Source organism: Brevibacillus fortis (assembly GCF_003013395.1).
Classification (GTDB): Bacteria; Bacillota; Bacilli; order Brevibacillales; family Brevibacillaceae; genus Brevibacillus; species Brevibacillus fortis.
Genome location: NZ_PXZM01000038.1, coordinates 57,174 through 78,266, shown reverse-complemented (window position 1 = coordinate 78,266; position 21,093 = coordinate 57,174). Strand labels below are relative to the sequence as shown.

General features: G+C 41.8%; 16 protein-coding genes and 1 other RNA gene. 12 read left to right on the top strand and 5 right to left on the bottom strand.

Features of this window, described 5'->3' with window-relative positions:
• Nucleotides 1-14: 14 nt before the first annotated feature.
• From ssrA to C7R93_RS22600, 4 genes are all read left to right on the top strand, one after another.
• Nucleotides 15-356: a transfer-messenger RNA gene (gene ssrA, locus C7R93_RS22615) on the top strand.
• Nucleotides 357-827: 471 nt separating this feature from the next.
• Nucleotides 828-1,970, top strand: coding sequence for a hypothetical protein (locus C7R93_RS22610; protein ID WP_158264046.1), 1,143 nt, complete (start codon nt 828-830; stop codon nt 1,968-1,970).
• Nucleotides 1,949-2,458 carry a three component ABC system middle component gene (locus C7R93_RS22605; protein ID WP_106840933.1) on the top strand — a complete coding sequence of 170 codons (510 nt, stop codon included), beginning with the start codon at nt 1,949-1,951 and terminating at the stop codon, nt 2,456-2,458. The genes C7R93_RS22610 and C7R93_RS22605 overlap by 22 nt, the downstream gene beginning before the upstream one ends.
• Nucleotides 2,455-4,386 carry a DUF3732 domain-containing protein gene (locus C7R93_RS22600; RefSeq protein ID WP_106840932.1) on the top strand — a complete coding sequence of 644 codons (1,932 nt, stop codon included), beginning with the start codon at nt 2,455-2,457 and terminating at the stop codon, nt 4,384-4,386. The genes C7R93_RS22605 and C7R93_RS22600 overlap by 4 nt, the downstream gene beginning before the upstream one ends.
• Nucleotides 4,387-4,586: 200 nt before the next feature.
• On the opposite strand, the gene C7R93_RS22595 is transcribed toward C7R93_RS22600, so the two are convergent.
• Both C7R93_RS22595 and C7R93_RS22590 read right to left on the bottom strand, forming a co-directional pair.
• On the bottom strand, nt 4,587-5,216 hold the full coding sequence (locus C7R93_RS22595) for a DUF2306 domain-containing protein (RefSeq protein WP_106840931.1): 630 nt from the start codon (nt 5,214-5,216) through the stop codon (nt 4,587-4,589).
• Between the two features lie 253 nt (nt 5,217-5,469).
• On the bottom strand, nt 5,470-6,948 hold the full coding sequence (locus tag C7R93_RS22590; RefSeq protein ID WP_106840930.1) for a hypothetical protein: 1,479 nt from the start codon (nt 6,946-6,948) through the stop codon (nt 5,470-5,472).
• Between the two features lie 772 nt (nt 6,949-7,720).
• Here C7R93_RS22590 and brnQ point away from each other — a divergent pair.
• The 4 genes from brnQ to C7R93_RS22565 all read left to right on the top strand — a co-directional run bounded on the left by brnQ (nt 7,721) and on the right by C7R93_RS22565 (nt 14,234).
• Nucleotides 7,721-9,067 carry a branched-chain amino acid transport system II carrier protein gene (brnQ, locus tag C7R93_RS22580; RefSeq protein ID WP_106840928.1) on the top strand — a complete coding sequence of 449 codons (1,347 nt, stop codon included), beginning with the start codon at nt 7,721-7,723 and terminating at the stop codon, nt 9,065-9,067.
• A gap of 195 nt (nt 9,068-9,262) precedes the next feature.
• Nucleotides 9,263-9,910, top strand: a complete 648-nt coding sequence (locus C7R93_RS22575; protein WP_106840927.1) for a 2OG-Fe(II) oxygenase — start codon at nt 9,263-9,265, stop codon at nt 9,908-9,910.
• A gap of 204 nt (nt 9,911-10,114) precedes the next feature.
• The gene (locus tag C7R93_RS22570; protein ID WP_106840926.1) at nt 10,115-11,716 is read left to right on the top strand and encodes a sensor domain-containing diguanylate cyclase; all 1,602 of its coding nucleotides are present in this window, start codon (nt 10,115-10,117) and stop codon (nt 11,714-11,716) included.
• 196 nt (nt 11,717-11,912) lie between these two features.
• On the top strand, nt 11,913-14,234 hold the full coding sequence (locus C7R93_RS22565) for a S9 family peptidase (RefSeq protein ID WP_106840925.1): 2,322 nt from the start codon (nt 11,913-11,915) through the stop codon (nt 14,232-14,234).
• Nucleotides 14,235-14,296: 62 nt separating this feature from the next.
• Here C7R93_RS22565 and C7R93_RS22560 read toward each other — a convergent pair whose 3' ends face one another.
• The 3 genes from C7R93_RS22560 to C7R93_RS22550 all read right to left on the bottom strand — a co-directional run bounded on the left by C7R93_RS22560 (nt 14,297) and on the right by C7R93_RS22550 (nt 16,430).
• Nucleotides 14,297-14,623 carry a hypothetical protein gene (locus C7R93_RS22560; protein WP_106840924.1) on the bottom strand — a complete coding sequence of 109 codons (327 nt, stop codon included), beginning with the start codon at nt 14,621-14,623 and terminating at the stop codon, nt 14,297-14,299.
• An 8-nt stretch (nt 14,624-14,631) separates the two neighbouring features.
• On the bottom strand, nt 14,632-15,048 hold the full coding sequence (locus C7R93_RS22555; protein ID WP_232030237.1) for a hypothetical protein: 417 nt from the start codon (nt 15,046-15,048) through the stop codon (nt 14,632-14,634).
• Between the two features lie 308 nt (nt 15,049-15,356).
• Nucleotides 15,357-16,430 (bottom strand): RDD family protein, encoded by a 1,074-nt coding sequence (locus C7R93_RS22550; RefSeq protein ID WP_106840923.1) that lies wholly within the window; start codon nt 16,428-16,430, stop codon nt 15,357-15,359.
• Nucleotides 16,431-16,709: 279 nt separating this feature from the next.
• Between C7R93_RS22550 and C7R93_RS22545 the strand changes: the two genes are divergently transcribed.
• The 4 genes from C7R93_RS22545 to C7R93_RS22530 all read left to right on the top strand — a co-directional run bounded on the left by C7R93_RS22545 (nt 16,710) and on the right by C7R93_RS22530 (nt 20,622).
• Nucleotides 16,710-17,348: a MalT transcriptional regulator family protein gene (locus C7R93_RS22545; protein ID WP_244191637.1), complete on the top strand. Its 639-nt coding sequence runs from the start codon at nt 16,710-16,712 to the stop codon at nt 17,346-17,348.
• A gap of 304 nt (nt 17,349-17,652) precedes the next feature.
• A complete protein-coding gene (locus C7R93_RS22540) occupies nt 17,653-18,333 on the top strand; it encodes a response regulator transcription factor (RefSeq protein WP_106840922.1) in 681 nt (226 codons plus the stop codon).
• Complete coding sequence (locus tag C7R93_RS22535; protein ID WP_106840921.1) at nt 18,330-20,114, top strand: sensor histidine kinase; 1,785 nt, start codon at nt 18,330-18,332, stop codon at nt 20,112-20,114. Before C7R93_RS22540 ends, C7R93_RS22535 begins: the two co-directional genes overlap by 4 nt.
• On the top strand, nt 20,095-20,622 hold the full coding sequence (locus C7R93_RS22530; protein ID WP_106840920.1) for a hypothetical protein: 528 nt from the start codon (nt 20,095-20,097) through the stop codon (nt 20,620-20,622). The genes C7R93_RS22535 and C7R93_RS22530 overlap by 20 nt, the downstream gene beginning before the upstream one ends.
• Nucleotides 20,623-21,093 lie beyond the last annotated feature (471 nt).

Here is a 21,093-nt window from a genome sequence, read left to right as displayed (position 1 = left end):
TGAAATATGCACTAGGGAAAGACAGATGCTAGAGTATGAGAAGCGAGCCGGGGGGCTTCATACTTCTTCAACAACGCGGAACGCCATTAACTGGCAACAAACAACGTTCTCTTGCTGCTTAATAAAAAGTGAGGCGCTCCCATTCCATCGCCTATGTGGCATGACTAGGGCTCAACTTTAGTGGGATACGCCGGGGCTTCCGCCTGGAGTCGAAGGAAGAAAATCAATCAGGCTAGGTAACGGGTCAGCGCGTCACTCCGTGTATCCGGTGCCGAAATTTAAATGAGTGACTGCGTTCGGAGATGCTCATGTATCGCTGTTTTCCTAAGGGGGTTCGAACCCCCTTGCCTCCATCATACATATCCACAATTTTGAGTTTGAAGAGTATGTCTACATTTTCTTGATAGAAGATTACCTTTTCTATATAGCTAGCGATGCAATTATTAATTTTCGGTAAATTTTTCTCAGCTATAAACGAATTAAACACGACAAACAGTTATTCAGGGCTTCCTCCTGTGATGACTGTTTTTTTTGTTGTTTTGTCCCAACTTTTTGATGCTCCGATATAACATTCTTTTTACGCTTCCAACAAGGCGAGCTTTTTGCGGATTTTGTGAAGCATTGAGTTGCTGTTGTCACGATATCGTCCAGTTGTTTGTTGATATCATGTAGCTTGGTTTGAAAGATGGGTAACTCTCCCTGTCTTAATGCGTTATGTGAATTTTGGTAATTTTAGCTGTAAAATAAAAAGGAAAATGAAGGGAATCACAAAGATGTTGTCGAACCATAAGACCGTAACTTCTAGTACAAAGGAAGTGAATTTATCATTGTATTCAAAAATGACTAAGCAGAAAAATGATGATACTAAGACTAAGTTAGGTGATATTTACCACTATTATGTGGTTCTTTTGTATTGCCTTGAACTCGAAGAGAACGAAACGATCTTAGTTGAAAAATATGGCGATATCTCCATCATCTCAGAAAAGGTTTCTAAAAACATCGAGGTCAAGCGTCACCAAGACGAACATATATTGAGTGACCGTCATCTTGATTTTTGGAAGACAATACGGAATTGGGTTACTTATCATCAAAATATGCGGGATTTTAAAAAGCTGATATTATATACTACCTCCACCTTTGGAGAAAAGAGTAATCTAAAATCATGGAATTCGGTTAAGGCTTATGAAAGATTAAGAATCTTGATGGAGATTGGGCAAGAAGTGAAGAAGGCTGAAGAAGGGTTTCGCCCAATTTATGAGTCGATTTTCAAGCAAGATGTTGAGAATATATTAACTATCCTAGAAAAAGTTGAGCTTTATAGCAACCAGACCGATATAGTAGACATTGAAAAAAAAATAATGAAGAATAGCTTTTTTAAAAGTATTAAGAAAAGTGAAAGGAAGCCTTTTATTAATAGCCTGATGGGTCACATACTTACCCTTCCTGTTGATAAACCACATAATTGGGAAATCTCATGTGAGGATTTTGAATCCCTTGCATGCGAAGTGCGGAATAGATTTACAAGTACATCTGGAGGATTACGTCTACCACCGAATACACCAGACAGTCCACAAGATAATGAGATTTTCAAGGATAGAAAATTTGTTAGAGAAATCAAGGATATTAAATATGACGGTAAGATTCCCAGTGCAATATCAAATTATTGGCGTACGCAACAAGCGATTTTCTATTCATCTATTGACAACCCCACTTTTAATCTTGACTTGGGTGAATTTCAAAAGGATATTAGGGATTCATTAATTGAGTTCAAAACTTCTTTTCAAGATGAATGTGATCATACGGATCCGGAGGATATAATCCATAAATCTAAAAGACTATATGACAAAGCGATGGAAATGCAAGCTAATGATTTTTATTCGGTAAAACCTAATCGCCCATTTTTTCAGAGAGGAATTATTCATAAAGTGGTGGAGGAAAGGGGCTTTTCATGGAACGTGATGAAACAATAACATATGAGGAATATGAATATATTGACCATATTCAGAACATTACCTTAAATCCATTTTACATGAGTAGAATTATCCATGCATTTATTTCGGGTTATGAAAAGTCAGTAGTTCCTTTTAATCTTTTATATATTGTCTTGCCAATTATCTATTATCGTCCATCTCGAAAATTATTAATAACAGCACAGAGTAGAAGTTCTTTACGAAGTTTGTTTGTCGATGATGTTAATAAGGCTGCTGCATTAGGTGGTCTCCAAGAGAGAGTGTTTTATTTTTATACCTTGACGAACCAGTCTTTTATTATTGCTGCAAATGAAGGGAGAATTCGACTGGGTTCAGAAGGAATAGAGCTTTCTCAAACCATTGATTACAAAGATACTCTGAATAAAAATGTAAGAGATTTTATTAGGGCAGCTCACTACTTGGGATTACTGTGTTCAAAAATGGAAGTCTCGAATGTATATCGTTTGCTGGGGGTAACGCTTTTATGAATGTATATATTAAATCAATTCTTACATTCAATAATGAAGGTGAGAAAAGGCATGTTGATTTAACTGATGGGTTAAATGTGATAACGGGTGAATCTAAAAGCGGTAAGAGCGCTTTACTTGAAATAATTGACTATTGCCTTGGAAGCTCAAAATCGACTATTCCAAAAGGCGAAGTTACAAAGTTTGGACATTTGTTTGCTCTTATTCTAAAATTTCCAAAGTACCATCTAGTTGTAGCTCGAAACCGATTGGATGATGATGGTAAAAAGCAAATGTATTTGTATCGAACTTCCCAAGATATTGTACCGAAAGAATTATCAATGGATCTCTTTACAGAAGAGAACAAGTTGAATTTAGAACAAGCAAAAATTGAATTAGGAAGAGAGTTTGGAATTACAGTAACTAGTTCGACTGAAAATATAGATGCCATAAAAAATGAACCAAGACCATCAGTAAGAAACATGACTTCATATATGTTTCAACATCAAAATTTAGTAGCAAGTAAATTTGCTTTGTTCTATCGTTTTGAAGATTCTCAAAAACGGGATCAGACGATTAAACAGTTCCCGGTCTTTGCAGGCTGGGTAGACCAGCAATATTATAATTATAGATTAGAATTGGATGAACTTATAAAACAACAGAAGCGTAATGAAAAGTTACAACAATCGTATAGCAAATCAACTGAGAAAATCAAAAGGGATTTGCTAAATACGTTTAAACGTTATTATATGCTAGTTGGTAAGACCTTGGATGATAATTTATCATTAACTAAATTGCTAAGTTTAAGAAAGAGCCTGCCTGACTTCACAAGAGAAAGTTATTTATCAGAAGAGATGGAACATAGACATGGTGAATTAAAAAAACAGCGTGAAGAACTGAAACAGCAAAGATATGATATCGAAATGAGTATAAGAAATTTAGAGCTTAGTCATGGATATGGAAAGAATTACTCTTCTAACTTAAAGTCGCTCAAAGCTATATTAAATCACTCGCTTCACCATAATGATTCTTATGATTGTCCTGTATGTGGGCAAGGAGTAAAAGTTCTGACCAAGAAAATTGTTTCATTAAAACATTCCAAAAAGTGGCTTGTAGAGGAACTTGCAAGCGTTAAAGTTCAAGGTAATGAGTTCCATTTACAGATTCACAATTTAAGCATGGAAAAAGATAAACTAAATGATGAAATCAGGAGACTTGGGAATGAAATTAGCAAAATTGAAGAAATTACTGACAGATGGAAGAAAACGAAGAAGCTTGATAATGAAGTTGTATATGCAAGAGCTGAAATTGATATAGAGTGCAAAAAAATTGAAGAGCAACAAGCAAATCTTCGTAAAAATGATAATGAATCAGATGTAAGGATTATAGAACTTAACAGGCTAATTGATGGATACAATTTAAACTCTTATTACTCACAAGCAGAAACATTCTTTAAAACAAATATAAGCAGAGTTATTGAAAAAGTGGACTTTGAAGAAGAGTTTAGACCAGCCGATATGAATTTTCTGTTAGATACATTTGATTTATATCATCACGATAAAGAAAGTAAGTCTAGGGTATATCTCAGTGAAATGGGGAGTGGAGCCAACTGGCTTGCTTGCCATGTAAGTCTGTTTCTAAGCTTCCTGCATTTCTTTGCATTACAGGAGAAATCAGCTTTACCTTCTATACTATTCCTTGACCAACCAAGCCAGGTTTATTTTCCTGAGAAAATATTTGTTAATGCAAAAGAAAAATCGAATGATGTCCAAAAGGTGGAGCAAATTTATAAGACGATTTTAGAAGAAATTGAGTTGATAAAAGAGACGACTCAATTCAAACCGCAAGTCATCGTTACGGATCACGTTGGGGAACTGGACATTGAGGGTTATAAATTCGAAGATTATCTCCGTAAAAATTGGAGAGGGAATGACAATAAATTTATTTAGTATTAAGTAAAGAAAAGTAGGTACCAGGGATATTAGAGCAAACCTTGTAGGGCACAGGTACGTCGTCGATATTTGTGTGCCGGTAAAACATATCTAGATATGCGTTTTTCTTTTACAAGAAGGACTGTCCCGATTCAACGATCGAGACAGTCCTTCTTTGTGCTACCATCCCATCGCTCATGTAGCGTGACGAAGCAAGCCTATTTCTTCAATATAACCCACTCAACAATAACAAAATTAAGAATAAGCCCAGCCCAAATGTTTACATGCAATACCTCTCCAATTACGGTTCCCATACCATGCGGAAGAGAAAAACCGTGAAAAATAAAGTACAGAAGGAGTAATGCTGGCACCAATAAACGCGCGCTTATGGCAACTAATGTCATTCCAAAACTGCGAATCATCCACTTTCGGTGTTCCTCATATTGCCTGTTGATGGCGGTACGATACCCTTTCCAGCAAGTGAACAGCCAAGCTAAAGATAAGACAAGGAAGCTGGTTGCCTTCATGAAATTTTCTGCATAAAAGATACCCCCAAAAGAGAGCAGTCCGCTGATAAACACACTAAACACATAAAGCCTCCCAAGAAAACGATGTATTCTTGGTTTCTTTAGGCGAATTCGGTCGACAAACTGGAAAAAACCAGTGAGAAGAGCAATGAAAGCAGAAACGATATGAGCGACTAATAAAGGATATTGAAGAGAACCGGAAATAATCGTTATTCGACTGTTTGCAGGATCTAATGTTAAATAGGGAGCCATAAATGGAAGGATAACCACGAGAGATACAAGAAATAACCCCCACCAAATTTTAGGAAGTTTCTCAAGCATGCAAAAACCTCTCCCATCTGAAAAATTTGTCTTACCCCCATCCTAAACGCAAGTTCAAAACAAACCCTAAACGATTTCTAAAAAAAGGATAAAAACTAGGGGAGGGGGAAACAAATGATTCAACAGCCTAACAATGAGTTGCAGAAGAGACAGGCTGATGTAGGGAGGGAGTAAAGAAGGATATCCCGTTATTGCATAAAAAAACAAAGACCAACATAGTGAATATCGCCGGTCTTTGACGCATCATCAGCTATTAATTTGGCTCTAACACAAAGTAATAGGGCTTGGAGAGAAGATTGTGTAAATGATCGCGTACTTCCACGTTAGGCAATCGGTTTAATGATTCGCTAATTTCTCGTTTCATGTCGGCGTACTGGATTTCATACTGCTCTTCCAGGCCCTCTTTTTGTTTCTCCTCGTGAATGACGCTAGCTAAACGCTTTGCTATCCCATATAGCTCTTGATTGGTCTCACCATAACCAGGTTCATTAGCGTTTGCCAAATATCCGCGCATTTCTGCCAACCGAGACATGGTATCACGCAAGTTCCAGACCTGAATATTCTTTTCTCTTGTTTGAGCGCATATCTCAACAAATGGATTTTTCGATAACAATTCCTCTAATGTACCCCATGAATCTGGTCGCAGAGATTCTTCGAGTTTTTGCAGGCAGTATGCATCAGGAGAGAGTAACTCTACCACTTCACGATACGCAGGAATCGAATTTCGTTGATAGCTTTTGATTCCCCACAAGCTATGTACTTGCAATGCAGTAGCAAATGACTTGCAGTAAGTATCGAGTTCTTGTAATTGTTCCTCATCTAGCTTATGACTAGCAAGAATCCTTGCTTTTACCCCATTCTCAGGGATGCTTTCATTAGCTTCGCCTAATTGCATGTTTCTTTTGATATATGTGCGAACTGTATCTTTTGATATCGACCTATCCTCGGGAGCACCAAGAATACCAAATCGATAAGAGATAAACTCCTCGAATCCTTTATTACTTCCGAATCCATCATCGATGGCATGCAAATCTGGTTGCACTTCCATCATTTCAGCGAGAACCTGCTCCTCAAGTCCATAAATGCATGCTTCGATATGTGTCCAGTAGCTTCTACATTCGTCTACGTTCCCCAGTACACGTTGATAGACGTCATGGAAGAATAGGATATGAGCAATTTCGTGGAAGTAATTTTGAAAAGGAAACTTGATGTGACTTCCTTCCAAATACGATCCTGCATTTTGATAGATCCGTCCATGTTCTGGTCGGAATAATGTTGGTAACGTCGAGTATAAATCTAAGTATAATCCAATCCCTTCATTGTAACTATGTGCCCAAACTGCTAAATAGGTTGGACTTAACAACAAAGCGATGGAATGATTGGTAATTTGAACAGGCAAGTTGAAATAGCCGCCGTTTATTTGAGACTGTAAGCTTAACCAGGTCATCCCAACTGCTAGAGCCTGATATAAAGGAAATTCACCATCCGCTGCTGCTTCTCTACAATAATGTTGAAATTGACGTATATCGCTTACAATTCCATGGTTCCGAAAACCGTAGGTACCCTCGAATCTCTCAAGTCCCTCAATAAAATCCTCTGGTGATACCGTTAAAAATACGTTAATTCCATCCACCCAAAGATCGGAACCGATCTCTGATTCTAGCCATGCGTCTTGATCCTCGGCAAGCTCTCTCAACTGATGATATCTTTCCAACAAATGCGCTTGATTCATAAACTGCACCATCCCGTCATGTTTGCTTACTGCCTAGAAAGCGAGACTTTTTCATAAAAAATTCAAGAGCACACGAGGTGCTCTTGAACAATCAATTACTTATGACACGCAGGCGTCATAATTGGAAGGGGAAGCAATTTCATTTCTTGAACGTTTTGATTGTTAGAAAGTTGTACTTTCACTACCTGTTTCATGAGAAATCCCGTCCTTTCCAAAATTTTTATATACGGTGATCATGCATGCTTTTTTGACTCTCTTACAAGCACAGATCAACAACTACACGCCATTTCAACGCTTTCATTTCTTGCACTTGTTTGTTCTTGTTTACTGCTACTTTTACGACTTTTTTCATGAGTTTACACCTCCTTTCCATAGGGGTGGAATTATATGAGTTTTCTATCAACAAAAGGCTTAGTTGTAATTATAAGGAAAATTGACAATTCATTTCAAGTTAAGAAAAATAAATATTTTCTGAAATATATAAATAATTGCGTGAGGTATCTAAGGAAGGTACTTCCTGCTGCGACATTGGGGGTGCTGGTAGTATACTGTATCAGGGATATAAGCTTGATTTCTGGCAACTTGGAGTAACTGCGCTCATAGCGATTGGAGTGTCTTTCTCTTTCGAGCGGAGCGGTACTTTGAGTTATGTGTGTTTGAAAAGAATGTTTATTTAGAGTATAGTATCAGAATGAATAAATGAGAGTTAGGTAAGTAACCATCTGAATGAACATTTATGAATGAGAGATATAGCACAATTAGGAGGATTGTTGTGTCACAGAAAGCGCCAGTTTCTTTTGTAGTTACAATAGGATTCATGTTATTTGCTTTGTTTTTTGGAGCGGGTAATTTAATTTTTCCGCCAATGCTTGGCCAATTAGCAGGAACAAATGTATGGATAGCCAATGCAGGTTTTTTAGTTACAGGGGTTGGGTTACCTTTGCTGGCGATCACAGCCTTTGTTTATTCGGGAGAAGATGACTTGCGCTCCTTAGCCAGTCGCGTGCATCCCGTATTCGGAATGGTATTCACGATCGTTCTATATCTAGCAATCGGTCCGTTTTTTGCGATACCTAGATCCGGCAATGTATCGTTTGATATTGGGGTAAAGCCTTTCTTATCAGAACAGGCAGGTTCGGCACCGCTGATTCTATTCACCATCCTGTTTTTCGCAATTGCCTGCTTCTTATCGCTCAATCCTATGAAAATTATCCATGTAGTCGGAAAAATCTTAACTCCAATTAAATTAACGTTTATCGGAATCATTGCAGTAACTGCTATTATTTTTCCAATTGGAGCCCTTCAAGCCCCGCAAGCAGATTACACATCCCATGTATTTTTCAAGGGTTTTCAAGAAGGGTATTTAACATTAGATGCTCTTGTCGCTTTTGTTTTTGGAATGATCATCGTGAATGCGATTAAAGAAAAAGGGGTTACTGCCAAAAAACAAGTTTTGGCTACGTGCGCAAAAGCAACAATGATAGCCGGTTTACTCCTCGCACTTTTCTATACCGCCCTTTCGTTTATGGGTGCCTCTAGTGTGGAAAAGTTGGGCCACTTAGAAAATGGTGCTGAAGTTTTGGCAAAAGTTTCGAATTACTACTTTGGTTCTTATGGTGGCATTTTATTGGGATTAATGATTACAGTGGCATGTTTGACTACAAGTGTAGGGCTTATTACAGCTTGCTCATCTTTTTTTCATGCATTGTTTCCGAAGATCTCTTATAAAAAATTTGCGGTTGTTTTGTCTGTTTTCAGTACACTCGTTGCCAATGTTGGTTTAACGCAACTCATTAAGGTCTCGGTTCCGATCTTAATGACCATGTACCCGATTGCGATCTCGTTACTCTTCTTGACGTTTCTGCACAAAACATTCAAGGGCAGGCCAGAAGTGTATCAAGGAAGTTTACTGTTCACTTTTCTGATTAGTCTGTTTGATGGCTTAAAGGCTGCCGGAGTAGACAACAGTGTTGCCCATCATTATTTTACTCAGTACCTTCCACTGTATGAGGTAGGTTTGGGCTGGCTGCTACCCTCTCTTATAGGGGCGGTATGCGGATACATGATCAGTGTATTCCGGAAGAATGTGTACCACGTTCAAAAACAACGGGAAGCATGAATCAGGAAAACAGGGAGTTACAGCAAAACCCGTCTCTTAACATTTGGAGACGGGTTTTTGGTCTTGTAAGATGTAAAAACTGTAAAAGTACACCGTAAAAATATTCGTATTTTTCTGAAGTTGTTTACATGTAAATAACCATTTTATGGTATTCTATTTTTCGTGATGGATGTCATATATATGGGGTGCATAACGATGATAGGGCACACGACAGAGAAAGAACGGACGATTTTTGATCATAGGGGAAATAGGATCAAGACAGAAGATCGAGAGATTCGAATTCTTGCTAAGTATGAGGAACCGCTGGTTGTTGTATTAGGAAATGTGCTTAGCGATGAAGAATGCGATGAGTTAATCGAGCATTCCAGAGAACGATTGCAACGCTCAAAAATAGGCGAAGATCGTGCGGTCAATACTATTAGAACGAGCAGCGGGGTGTTCTGCGAGCAGACGGAGACGATTACAAGAATCGAGAAGCGAATCTCTCAAATCATGAATATTCCGATTGAGCATGGTGATGGCTTACAAGTTCTACAATATACCCCTGGTCAAGAATATAAACCTCATTATGATTTCTTTGCAGAAACGAGTCGAGCAAGTACGAACAATCGAATTAGTACGCTCGTGATGTATTTGAATGATGTGGAGGAAGGCGGAGAAACGGTGTTTCCTTTGCTTCATTTATCTGTTTTTCCTACCAAAGGCATGGCTGTCTACTTTGAATATTTTTACAGAAATCATGAATTGAACGAGTGCACTTTGCATGCAGGGACACAAGTGATTAATGGGGAAAAGTGGGTTGCAACGATGTGGATGAGAAGACAAAGCTTTCGGGTCTCCTAGATAATGATGTACTACGGTTAGTATAGGGGGAATCCCCAAATACATATACGAAACTACCACCTGACAAAGGTGGCTTTTTTATGTCTCCAAGCTAAAAGTCGGCTGCTTGAACTTTCTTATATACTTGAAACGAATATTAACAAGTGTTAGACTATTTTTTATTTATTGCATAATAGCTACATGCAAAATATAAGGGGGCATCCGATGCCTGTCTTACAAAAAAATGCAAAGCACTCAAAAAAGATTAGTCTGGTGACACTTTTAACAGGACTAGTCTCTTTATCCGTTGTTCTGACTGTTACCATTCTCCTGATCTCTTTCTATCAATCCAAAAAAGAGGCACTGATTCACACGACGTTGACCTTAAATCACACAAGTGCACTCAAAATGAGTCACACCATAGACGCTTTGATAAAATCCATGCGGAGCAGCTTACAGCATTCGGCGAGCATCTTTTCCGATATGCACACGATGAATGCAGATGAAATACATGCAAAGCTTGAATTGATACGTCGTACAAACAACTATTTTAATTCGATTACTGTGGTGGATGAAACCGGACTCGTTCAAAGTGTGTCTCCCGAATCAATTGGTACAGCAGGAATATATTTGAGAACGGAAGCGGCGAAAACGGTCTTGGCATTAAAAAAGCCCTATATTTCTGTACCATATATGACTGCAAATTCGAAACGTCTCGTTGTGCTTATTAGCGAGCCTATTTTCGATAAGGGCGGAATCTACCGTGGTTTTATCGGAGGAACGATTTCTCTTCATGAAGAGAACATTTTAAATACGATCCTTGGGAGCAACCCAACGGACGAGCTAGGTTCATCTTTCTACATCGTAGGATCAGATGGTCATTTGTTGTTCCATCGTGATGCAAGTCGGATCGGAGAGGATATCAGTGCCAATCCAGCCGTGCACAAGCTCATTCAAGGGCAAAGTGGCTATGAACAGATCGTCAACTTGAGGGGACAGACGGAATTGGCCGCCTACGTGAAGGTTCCAGAGAACGACTGGGGTGTCGTTGTCGTGTCGCATATCAGTGTTGTTTATGAACAAGTAAATCGTGATATTCAACGCGTTTTGTTGTATACACTGCCTCCTTTTCTATTATTAATGCTAGTTGTGATTGGGCTTGCGCGCAAAGTAGCAAGACCTTTCGTATCTCTGGCCGACCTTGTGAGCAAAGCTGGGAGAGAAGAAATTGAATTCTCGGAAGGTAAACAGCATTGGAATCGAGAGGCTGAGCTGTTAACTCGAGCCATTCGCTTTACATTAAACGATATCAAAAAACAGACAGATCAGTTGGCTCATGATGCGCGAACAGATCCGTTGACAGGGCTAACAAACCGAAGAACGCTCGAGGAAACCATGCAAAAATGGATAATCGAGCAAATCCCTTTTTCTCTTATCATGATGGACCTTGATCGATTTAAAAGTATTAATGACACGTATGGTCATCAGTCTGGAGATGAGGTGTTGAAACATTTTGCGAAAATGATTTCTTCATCACTTCGGCCCGAAGATGTGAGCAGTCGCTTTGGCGGTGAGGAATTTGTTGTCCTTGTTTCCCATGCTGGCTTGGAGGAGGCCTATCAGGTGGCAGAACGAATTCGCCATGCCTTAGAAACAAGCTCAAATCCAATCGGGCATCCGCTAACCGTTTCACAGGGCATAGCGCACTATCCTTCCCATGCTGTTTCGGCTGAAGATCTGATGTATGTAGCTGACGAGGCCATGTACAAGGCGAAGAGATCGGGTAGAAACCAAACAGTGATAGCAGAAGTGAGTGAGCCGTGTTAAGAGCGAGGAGGCGAGAGATCGCCTCTTTCTTCGTAAAAGAAAGATTTTCTTCTCAGGTACTAAAAAATAAATTCGGAGATATATTATCTTGGGTTTTACATATGCATGTTACAAATGGATAATTAAGGAAAAATCTTTCGCTCACAAATGTGAAGCACATGATTCTTGTATCTCACTTTGAAAGAGGGGGATTCCAATGGAAAATGTTGTAACGCAAGAACAGTATGAGAGGGCAAAACGCTTGCATCCCGCCAATTATTACGACGCAGTATTCAATGCTTTTGTCAGGCCGCGTTGGATCAGTGAAAACAGGTTTTGGTACATCCGTGAAATCCGTCTGGAAAAGGGTACTGGTAGGCAATATGTTATCGTGGATGCTGAACAGAATACGAGTCAGCCCGCATTCGATCACGCACGAATAGCTGTATTGTTGTCAGAATGTTCAGGCGAAAGTTATGACGCAGAAACATTGCCACTTGGGGAACTAATGGTTACCGAGAATAAATCGGCAATCCAGTTTGAGGTGGGAGGTACTGTTTGGAATTGTGATTTAGAGAGATACAGCTGCAAGCCGATAGATAATGTTTTTAAGCCGTCGGCCGATGAACTGCCGTCTCCAGATGGAAAGTGGGTGGCGTTTGTATACGATCACAACTTGTATGTTCGGTCACTCGAAACTGGAAAGCGTTTCAGGCTGACCCGCGACGGCAAGGTATACTATGATTACGGAACCCAACCTGAATGTCGACTCTCGACCGTGGCGGAGCGATTGGCAAACATGAAACTCCCTCCAGTGGCCATTTGGTCACCTGATTCCAAGATGCTGCTGACCCATCGGCTAGACCAAAGAAAGGTGCGCAATTTACATCTGATCCAATCGGTTCCGAAAGGGGAAGAAGTCAGACCGGTACTGCACTCATACCGTTATCCACTGGTTGGTGATCCACACGTACCGATGGCAGAGCTGGTCATCTGTGATATGGAAAGGCGAACCACAGTTCGGATTGAAAGCGAGCCTTTACTAGCGTGTCCAGTTTCACCACTCACGCCGGGGATGCAAATGGCCGGATGGTCATCCGACAGTAAACAGGTATATATCACCCGGATGTCCCGTGATGCCCGCTCTGTCGAATTTTCCGTAGCTGATCCTTGCTCCGGTGAGGTTTGCACGCTACTGCGGGAACAAAGCGATACGTTTTTGAACCAAGACCTGCATAATCTCGGAGCAGCTAATCCCAATATTCGGTTATTGGACGATGGTTCGTTTATATGGCATTCAGAGCGCGATGGGTGGAGCCATCTCTACCATTGCGATGGCAAAACGGGGGAGATTCGCAATCCGATCACATCGGGTTCCTGGACGGTACGTAGGCTGATGGCAGTGGACGAGCAGCAGGGATGGGTGTATATCACCGGAGGGGGGCGTGAGGAAGGGCGCGATCCTTATTATCAACACCTGTATCGCGTTCGCCTGGATGGAACCGGTCTGTCGTTGCTGACGCCAGAAGATGCAGAGCATGATGTTATGTTTTCTCCTACTATGAAGTATTTTGTGGATACGTTTTCACGAGTTGATTTGCCGCCTGTTACTGTTCTCCGCTCGGTAGATGGCAGTCTGATTCGCGAATTGGAGCAGGCTGATGTGGAAATGCTGCTCGAGATGGGGTACCAAATTCCAGAAAGGATTACTGTCAAAGCACGGGACGGTGTGACCGATCTTTATGGAGTGATGCTGCGTCCATTCCCGTTTGATCCTTCACGCAAGTATCCGGTTGTGGATTACATTTACGGGGGACCACAGATCATCAATACGCCTAAAGCTTTCGCGCTCGATCCCGGCCGAAGTCATGACCCGCTGGGTGGTGGACAATCACTGGCGCAGTTGGGTTTTATCGTAGTAATCCTAGATGGAATGGGAACACCTTATCGTTCCAAATGGTTCCATGACATCTCAAACGGAAAATTGGAGGAAGCAGGAGGTTTGCTTGACCATGTGACAGCGGTAAGGCAATTGGCTGAGCGCTACCCGTATGTGGATGTTGATCGGGTAGGCATTTGGGGCTCGTCAGGGGGAGGCTACGCTTCGACAAGGGCCATGCTCTCGTTTCCTGAGTTTTACAAGGCTGCGGTTTCCACGAGTGGTAATCATGATCAACGGCTGTATATAGCAGCATGGGCGGAACGCTATCAAGGTCTGTATGATCCGGACCTGTACAAGGATCAAGACAATGCACGTCTGGCACCCAATCTGATAGGAAAGCTCTTACTGGTGAGCGGAGATATGGATGAAAATGTGCATCCTTCCCAAACGATTCGGATGGCGGATGCGCTGATTAAAGCGGATAAAGATTTCGACATGCTGCTTTTGCCCAATCGACATCACGGTTTTTCTTTGGAACCGTACTTTATTCGCAGAAAGTGGGATTATTTTGTACGGCACTTGATGAGAGCAGAACCTCCGTGGGGGAATCAAATAGACAAAAAAAAGGTCAGTGATAAAGAGCCGATAGAGAAGTAGCGTGAGAGAAAAGAAGACGGTGAAATGCGAAGAGGAGCCCTAAGAAGAGCTCCTCTTTTCATTTACCAGCCTCTTTGATGAGGAGTCTGGATCTGATTTGTTTCTTGATCGATGGTGCGGGCCATTTCTTTGATCTTGGCCAGTCCATCGTCAATTTGGCGCTTATTCGCTGCAATCCGATTCGCTAACGAAATTAATTGGGTAGATTGTGGTGGGTAGGGTGCATTTGCCAGTGTAAGCAACTCTTGTTGAGCACCGTCCAGGTTAATTGCTGCATTGGCTACCATATCCACTGCAAAGGAAATTTTGTCAGCGATATGGTCAACCTTGTTTGCCACGTGATTCGTATGCTGATTACCCCAACCGTTTGAATTGTTTATGTACGACATTCGATCACCTACTTTTGAACTTTGTCAGTGATGCTATCGATTTCTTTTACTTTTTGTGCAATTTTATCCGTATGTCCATCAATGGCGTCGGTCAGCTTGTCAACGTCTTTCACGTTCTTTTGAACCTCTGCCAGGTTGTTCAACGTATTTTTCACTTTACCTGTAATACCATCTGCAATGGTACCAACAAGCACTTTGATGTGATCAGGAGCATTTTGACCAACCTGAGCAACGAGGCTTTCGATCAGTGGCTGAATTTCACCCAGCGTTGTTTGTGCATTGATCAGCTCACGAGAGCAAGAATTCAATTCGTTGTCAATTTTATCAGAGTCGCGGTCGATTTCTGCCTGGATATCTTTAATATCTGCAAGAACCTTGTCGATTTGATTTCCGAGCTCGCGGACTGTTCCTTTCCCCATAAACATGTACATGCACCCCTCAAGAAATATTATATAGTAACTCTTTAGAATTAAGAGCGCTACCCGTAGTCGTGGAGGCAGAAAACCTAGTGGAATTCTGACCTGAAAATGAAAACTTATCGGAATGAAAATCCTAGAAAAATTTGGTTTCCTGTATTACTTTAACATTATATGTAAAGGAGGACTACCCTTCAATTATACATATAAACCACTTTTTTCAATCGTTATATGGTCCTGTCTACCACTAGGAGTAGAGTCCCTACTTTTTCTAAGGAGAAAAGCCACCTGAGGAAGGTGGCTTCTGTGTTCAGTCGCTATTTTACCTCGCGAAAACTTGCACTGACCTTCTGCAGCTCTTGCTTGAGGGACTCAAACCTTTTTTCTTTTGTCCAAGCCATGATTTGATGAAAATGTGTAGGCGTTTCGACCAATGTCACGATATAAGCGAGCTTAATGCCGTCTATTTCGCCTTTGGCATTGAATTGGGTAGCCACCTGGTTGTCGACTACAGTACGAATCTGTTTATCAATGGATACATTTTCTACTGCATCTTGAATGTTTGCTTCAATCACTTGCGTATAATCTTGCAGCGTGAATGAACTATCTAGATCCTGTTTCGATTCTGATAGTACCAATACATACTTGTCGCTGAAACGATTGGAGATTTCTATATCAGCTTCATCATGAAGGGATGAATCCTTGTCCCAATCGGAAGGGGCTGTTATTTGAATCTTTTTATCCTTACTATAGAAGATTTCTTCGGTAGGTGTTCTTGATGCGATATCGATAATCCCAAAAATCATGCCAATAATGGATAAAACGGCTGTGATGGAGAAGACAACAGCGAGTACGGTCGTTTGCTTTTTGCTGACGTTGTTCAGATCCTTCACTTTCACGACGTATGTATTCGCTGCTAGATCGCCTAACCGCTGTCTTTTGACGGAGGCCAACACAGTGATGCCGGCCGGCAACCCGCCTAGCAGAAATACATTCGCTTCGAATAGTCGAATGATGGAGCGAATGAATGATTTCCATAACCCCGGTGGCCGTCCTTCTGCATTGACAGCAATGATGCGGAAAGTAAACTTTCCGATCGTATATCCGGTAAGTCCTTCTAACAGTACATAATAAGAACATAGGATAATGGCGGCTAGGATGAAGAAGTAGAGGCTGTTTGCGTCTTTATCAATGGAAATCCCAAGTGAGAGCAATCCGATTAGAAAACAAGCGAGGAGAATATGATCAAGAACATGAGCTCCCCATCTCGTGAAAAAAATCGTCGCCCTGTCGTACGATTTCGATAAATCCCCGATGTTTTTTGGGGGCTCTTGCTGGGCAAGGGGAGAAAACTCTGTGGGTACTGATGGTGATGACGGTTGTTGCTCCAATTTTGTGCACCTCCTGAAAAATGTAAACATATTACATTTAACCACTTTGAAAATTGTATTGTCAATTGTAGACGATAGAAGCCCCGACATTTGCAACGGTCGGGTTTTTTCTGTTTGGATAACACGTTCATAAAAAATATCCACTAGGGATCACTTGGCTGTATCTTTAATCTGAGCAATATTTCCTAATCTTTATATGAGCGCTTTTTCCTCGTTAGCCAACCTCACTGTGCTTCAGGTCATCGATAGCAAGGCTTTACTTCTAGGCAGGAGATGCGTATGGATTTAGTAACGTACAGTCCACTTATCGCAACCAAGCTTCATGTTCCAAAGTATGGTTCAGACTTGTTGCTTCGGCATCAGATATTGAAAGAAATCGATGATGCTGGTGCTGCAAGATTGATTCTCGTATGTGCGCCAGCCGGCTTCGGTAAAACGACAGCAGTCAGTCAATGGACGCAAAGCTCCGGCAAACCAACCGGTTGGATCTCCCTGGATAAATCAGATAATGATCCCGTGCGCTTTTGGCGATATTTTGCTAGGGCAATTGATATGGCAGAGAAAGGCTTAGGTAAGGAATCCTCCTCGGTGCTTCACCCACAGTACACGGCTTCTGCTGAACAGTTGATGTCTGTGCTACTCGAAGAAATTGCAGGGTTTGAAAGTGATTTTTATCTGGTATTGGACGATTATCATCTCATAAAGGAGCCTTCCATTCATGAAGGATTGCAGACACTGATCCAGCATGCTTCCTTATACATGCATGTCATCCTGATTACACGGGAGGAACCTCCCTTCGTCCTACACCGTCTACGCGTTCGGAAACAGTTGAAGCAACTGGGCTCAGACACTCTTCGGTTCAACGAGGAGGAGTGCCGGCGCTTATTCTGCGACCAATTGGGTCCAAGCTCCAGGTAAAAAATTGGACACAAGCCATCGTCAGATTAAGAGAAAGTGAGATCGACAATTAGAATCACCTCGCCTTTACGGAGGTCATTGAAAAAGTCCACTTTTTCAGTGACCTCAGCCATTTTCGGGTGTTTGTTTTCTTTGCAAATCCATATCATGTACACACAACGGTCACATCAGCCATCTATACTCATCTTGTAAAAACAAGGTTGGCGGTCATAGGAATGGTGACGGCGAGATATGGATTCGTAAGTTTCACGATAAACTGGTAATCTATGCAATAAATGCACAACCACAAGTAAGGAGTGCGGAAATGAGACGGAAAGTGTTACTCGTAGAGGACGACGAGCTCATACGTGAATTTGTATCGGATTATTTTAAAAAAGAAGCTTGGGAAGTGTACGAAGCGCAGCACGGTAAAATGGCGATGGAGCTTTTCGCTCTGCACCCTGTCGATTTAGTTGTGCTCGATATTATGATGCCCGAGATGGATGGCTGGTCGGTGTGCAGAAAAATCCGCCAACAATCCGACATTCCCATCATGATCATTACAGCAAGAGTAGACGACGATGACCAGTTGATGGGTTTCGAGCTTGGAGCGGACGAATATGTCACCAAACCGTTTAGCCCAAAAGTATTAGTGGCCCGTGCCAAAGCTCTGATGAAAAGGGCAGAGGGGAGCATCGGGAGGGGAGATGATATCGCTCAGTTTGGAGCATTGACGGTAAACAAACGAGCTCACACCGTTACGATTGCAGGCGTCCCGATTTCATTGACACCAAAAGAGTATGAGCTGCTTCTGTTCTTCATCAAGCATGAAGGGACGGTCTTGTCCCGAGATAGCATACTGAATGGGGTTTGGGGGATGGACTACTTTGGCGACCATCGCACCGTTGATACCCACGTGAAAAAACTGCGTGCCAAGCTGGATACAGAGCAGCATCTGATTCAGACGATGATCCGTTTTGGATATAAATTTGAGGCAAAACGATGAAACGCCTTCGACTAAACGTTGTGACAAAATTATTTGCCGCCACTTTTGTTTTTGTCTTTTTGCTCTACGCTTTGATATTGATAGGGGAAAAGTTTTTCTTTGAGCGCTTTTATTTAAATGCGAAAGTAAGCGAGCTCTCGCAAGCAATGGCATCTTTCCCAGATGAGTATGCCAAACTCCCTCCCGACAAGCACAAGCTGGATAAGCTGGTGGGTACATTGATGAATCGCACAGATGCCAGCATCGCGGTCGTAGATGAGCAGCTCAGGCAATTGAATCTCGATCCCTATTTTCTAGAAGTAAAAGTAGCAAATAAAAATCAAGTGATTACCTTACCGCTAAAAGAAATGAAAAGCACCGATCTTCCTGAAGGACTCCATGTTGGAGACATGATTACCATCGACGGAATCTTTATGGATGAGAACGACACGATCATGAAGCCGATACGGATTGCAAGGCAAAGTCCATCCCCAAATGTGTCCGAAAATGGACTAACCCGGGTTACGGCTGTTATTTCTGAACTCATGCTGCCTAGTCAGCAGCGGGCACATAACCCTTTTTATCAGGATTCTCTCGTAGCGGATCAAATCGAACCGTGGCTGACGCAGCAATACGACGAGATTACACAGATGAAAAGCGGATCATTCATCCAGCGGAAGTGGACTGATCCGTGGAGTGGTGTAAACTATGCCATCGTGATTCATCGGTTCTCCTATCAGGGCGGGGCGAATTACATGCTGGCGGTGACGACGTTGCAACCAGTGAGTGATGCGGTAAGTATGCTGACTAGCTATTCCCTATACGCGACGCCAGTCATCCTCGTCATCTTACTGCTGCTGTCCTTTGTATTTTCGAAGATCATCACGAAACCATTAGTTACGCTGAGTCATTCCGCTTCACGCATGGCTAATCTGGACTTCACAGAACTTGCTTCGATTCATTCTCAGGATGAATTCGGTGAGCTCTCTCGCCATCTGAATACGTTAGCTGGCAAGCTGGATCAGACATTAAAAGACCTGACGAGTGCCAACGTCACTCTTCGCGAGGATCTAGAGCATAAGGAAAAAATGGAGCAGCTCCGCAAAGAATTGATTGCAAACATCTCTCATGAGCTCAAGACCCCGCTTGGCATTGTGAAGGGCTTTGCGGAAGGGTTAAAAGATGATGTCGCACATGAAAAGCGGGAGCGATACATGGACGTCATTTTAAGCGAAGTCGACAAGATGAACGAGCTCATTATGGATATGCTGGAGTTGTCCAAATTCGAAGCCAAAGCCATTTTGCTTCGTAGACAATCGTTTCCCGTATCGGAAATAATAGATCGTGTAGCCGCTTCCTTTCAACTACAGCTGGCAAACAAGCAGGTACGACTATGGCTCGCCTTACCTGAAGAGATCAACGTATGGGCAGATCCAAGACGTATCGAGCAAGTGATCGTGAATTTGCTCGGCAATGCAGTCCGGCACGCCAATTCATCAAGTGAGATTCGGATTACGGGGGTCCGCGAGCAGGAGTGCATCCGGTTTCGAATCGAAAATGAAGGAGCGCACATCCCAGACGATCAACTAACGCGGATATGGGAGCAATTTTATCGAGTAGATAGCTCTCGCTGGCGGAAATCTGGCGGCACGGGTCTCGGATTGGCGATCTGTAAACATATCCTCGATCTGCATGGCAGTGATTATGGTGCGGAAAATACCGTGAATGGAGTCGCTTTTTCCTTCACATTAGTTGAAAATAAAAACAAAGGTGGAAATGACAATGAATCTGAAAAAGAATAAAATGAAAAGCTTACTGGCTGTATTGGTCCTATCACTCGTTACTAGTGCTTGTGGCACACCGGTTCCTACAGAATCGACTGGTCAAGTGCCGCCGCAAGTTCCTCAGGAAAACAAAGAAAACAAGGAGAAACAACCGGAGAACGTTGCACAAGACATGGCCGCAGAACAGCAGGAAAAAGAAATTCTCGTCGTGGTCGATCAGGAACCGAAACCCATCGAGGGGAATAGCTTCGATTTCTTTATCGAACAGGTACCTGCCGGCTATTCGTTAACTAGCATGCAGTGGAAGTCTGAGAAAACTGACATCGTAAGCACGATAGAGCAAGCGATCAAAAACGACACAGAAGGTATCCCTGGTGGGAATGGCTTTTACATCAGTGGCAATGGACAGTTCACTGGTTTCTTTTACAAGGATGAGCTGAAGGGGGAAAAGGGGAAATTGATCTTGGTTTTTCAAAATGAGCAAGGCAAAGAAAAGACATGGGAGAAAGAGCTAACCCTTAAATAACGCCCGATCAATTGGAACCTCATTTTTGGGGTTCTTTTTGTTTTGTTTGGCACATGTTTACGAAGTGTTACTTTGGTATTTTAATGGTAGTATCATTGGGTGTAGGTGTGTATAACTTTTCCTAGAATGTTTGATAGGAAATGAGAGACGGTAAAAGAGACATTTTTTCCATCCTTGGCGTTAGGTAAGCTACGAAGCGAACCTAGCACAAGGCAGAAAAGATGTCTTATATTTTTTATGTGTAAAAATTTTCCAGTCCTAGTTTTCGATTAATCGAAGATAGGACAATAGCATCAGGTTTGACATAAAACCCAGACATGATATAATATCCTTAAATGGCAAAAGATTACATTACATACTTGTTATGGGTTATTTTCCGCCACTCCTTACCAACCAACTACTTTGCATGTCAACAAGTTTCTCTCCTTCGTAGAATCAGTAACTAGTTTAGTAACCACGATTCATTGATTA

What these genes read in the sequence shown, in the direction of transcription:
- C7R93_RS22545 (WP_244191637.1), top strand. Translation starts at nt 16,710, where the DNA reads ATGGATTTAGTAACGTACAGTCCACTTATCGCAACCAAGCTTCATGTT.
- C7R93_RS22535 (WP_106840921.1), top strand. Translation starts at nt 18,330, where the DNA reads ATGAAACGCCTTCGACTAAACGTTGTGACAAAATTATTTGCCGCCACT.
- C7R93_RS22595 (WP_106840931.1), bottom strand. Translation starts at nt 5,216, where the DNA reads ATGCTTGAGAAACTTCCTAAAATTTGGTGGGGGTTATTTCTTGTATCT.
- C7R93_RS22565 (WP_106840925.1), top strand. Translation starts at nt 11,913, where the DNA reads ATGGAAAATGTTGTAACGCAAGAACAGTATGAGAGGGCAAAACGCTTG.
- C7R93_RS22530 (WP_106840920.1), top strand. Translation starts at nt 20,095, where the DNA reads ATGAATCTGAAAAAGAATAAAATGAAAAGCTTACTGGCTGTATTGGTC.
- C7R93_RS22540 (WP_106840922.1), top strand. Translation starts at nt 17,653, where the DNA reads ATGAGACGGAAAGTGTTACTCGTAGAGGACGACGAGCTCATACGTGAA.
- C7R93_RS22555 (WP_232030237.1), bottom strand. Translation starts at nt 15,048, where the DNA reads ATGTTTATGGGGAAAGGAACAGTCCGCGAGCTCGGAAATCAAATCGAC.
- C7R93_RS22570 (WP_106840926.1), top strand. Translation starts at nt 10,115, where the DNA reads ATGCCTGTCTTACAAAAAAATGCAAAGCACTCAAAAAAGATTAGTCTG.
- C7R93_RS22600 (WP_106840932.1), top strand. Translation starts at nt 2,455, where the DNA reads ATGAATGTATATATTAAATCAATTCTTACATTCAATAATGAAGGTGAG.
- C7R93_RS22590 (WP_106840930.1), bottom strand. Translation starts at nt 6,948, where the DNA reads ATGAATCAAGCGCATTTGTTGGAAAGATATCATCAGTTGAGAGAGCTT.
- C7R93_RS22605 (WP_106840933.1), top strand. Translation starts at nt 1,949, where the DNA reads ATGGAACGTGATGAAACAATAACATATGAGGAATATGAATATATTGAC.
- C7R93_RS22560 (WP_106840924.1), bottom strand. Translation starts at nt 14,623, where the DNA reads ATGTCGTACATAAACAATTCAAACGGTTGGGGTAATCAGCATACGAAT.
- C7R93_RS22575 (WP_106840927.1), top strand. Translation starts at nt 9,263, where the DNA reads ATGATAGGGCACACGACAGAGAAAGAACGGACGATTTTTGATCATAGG.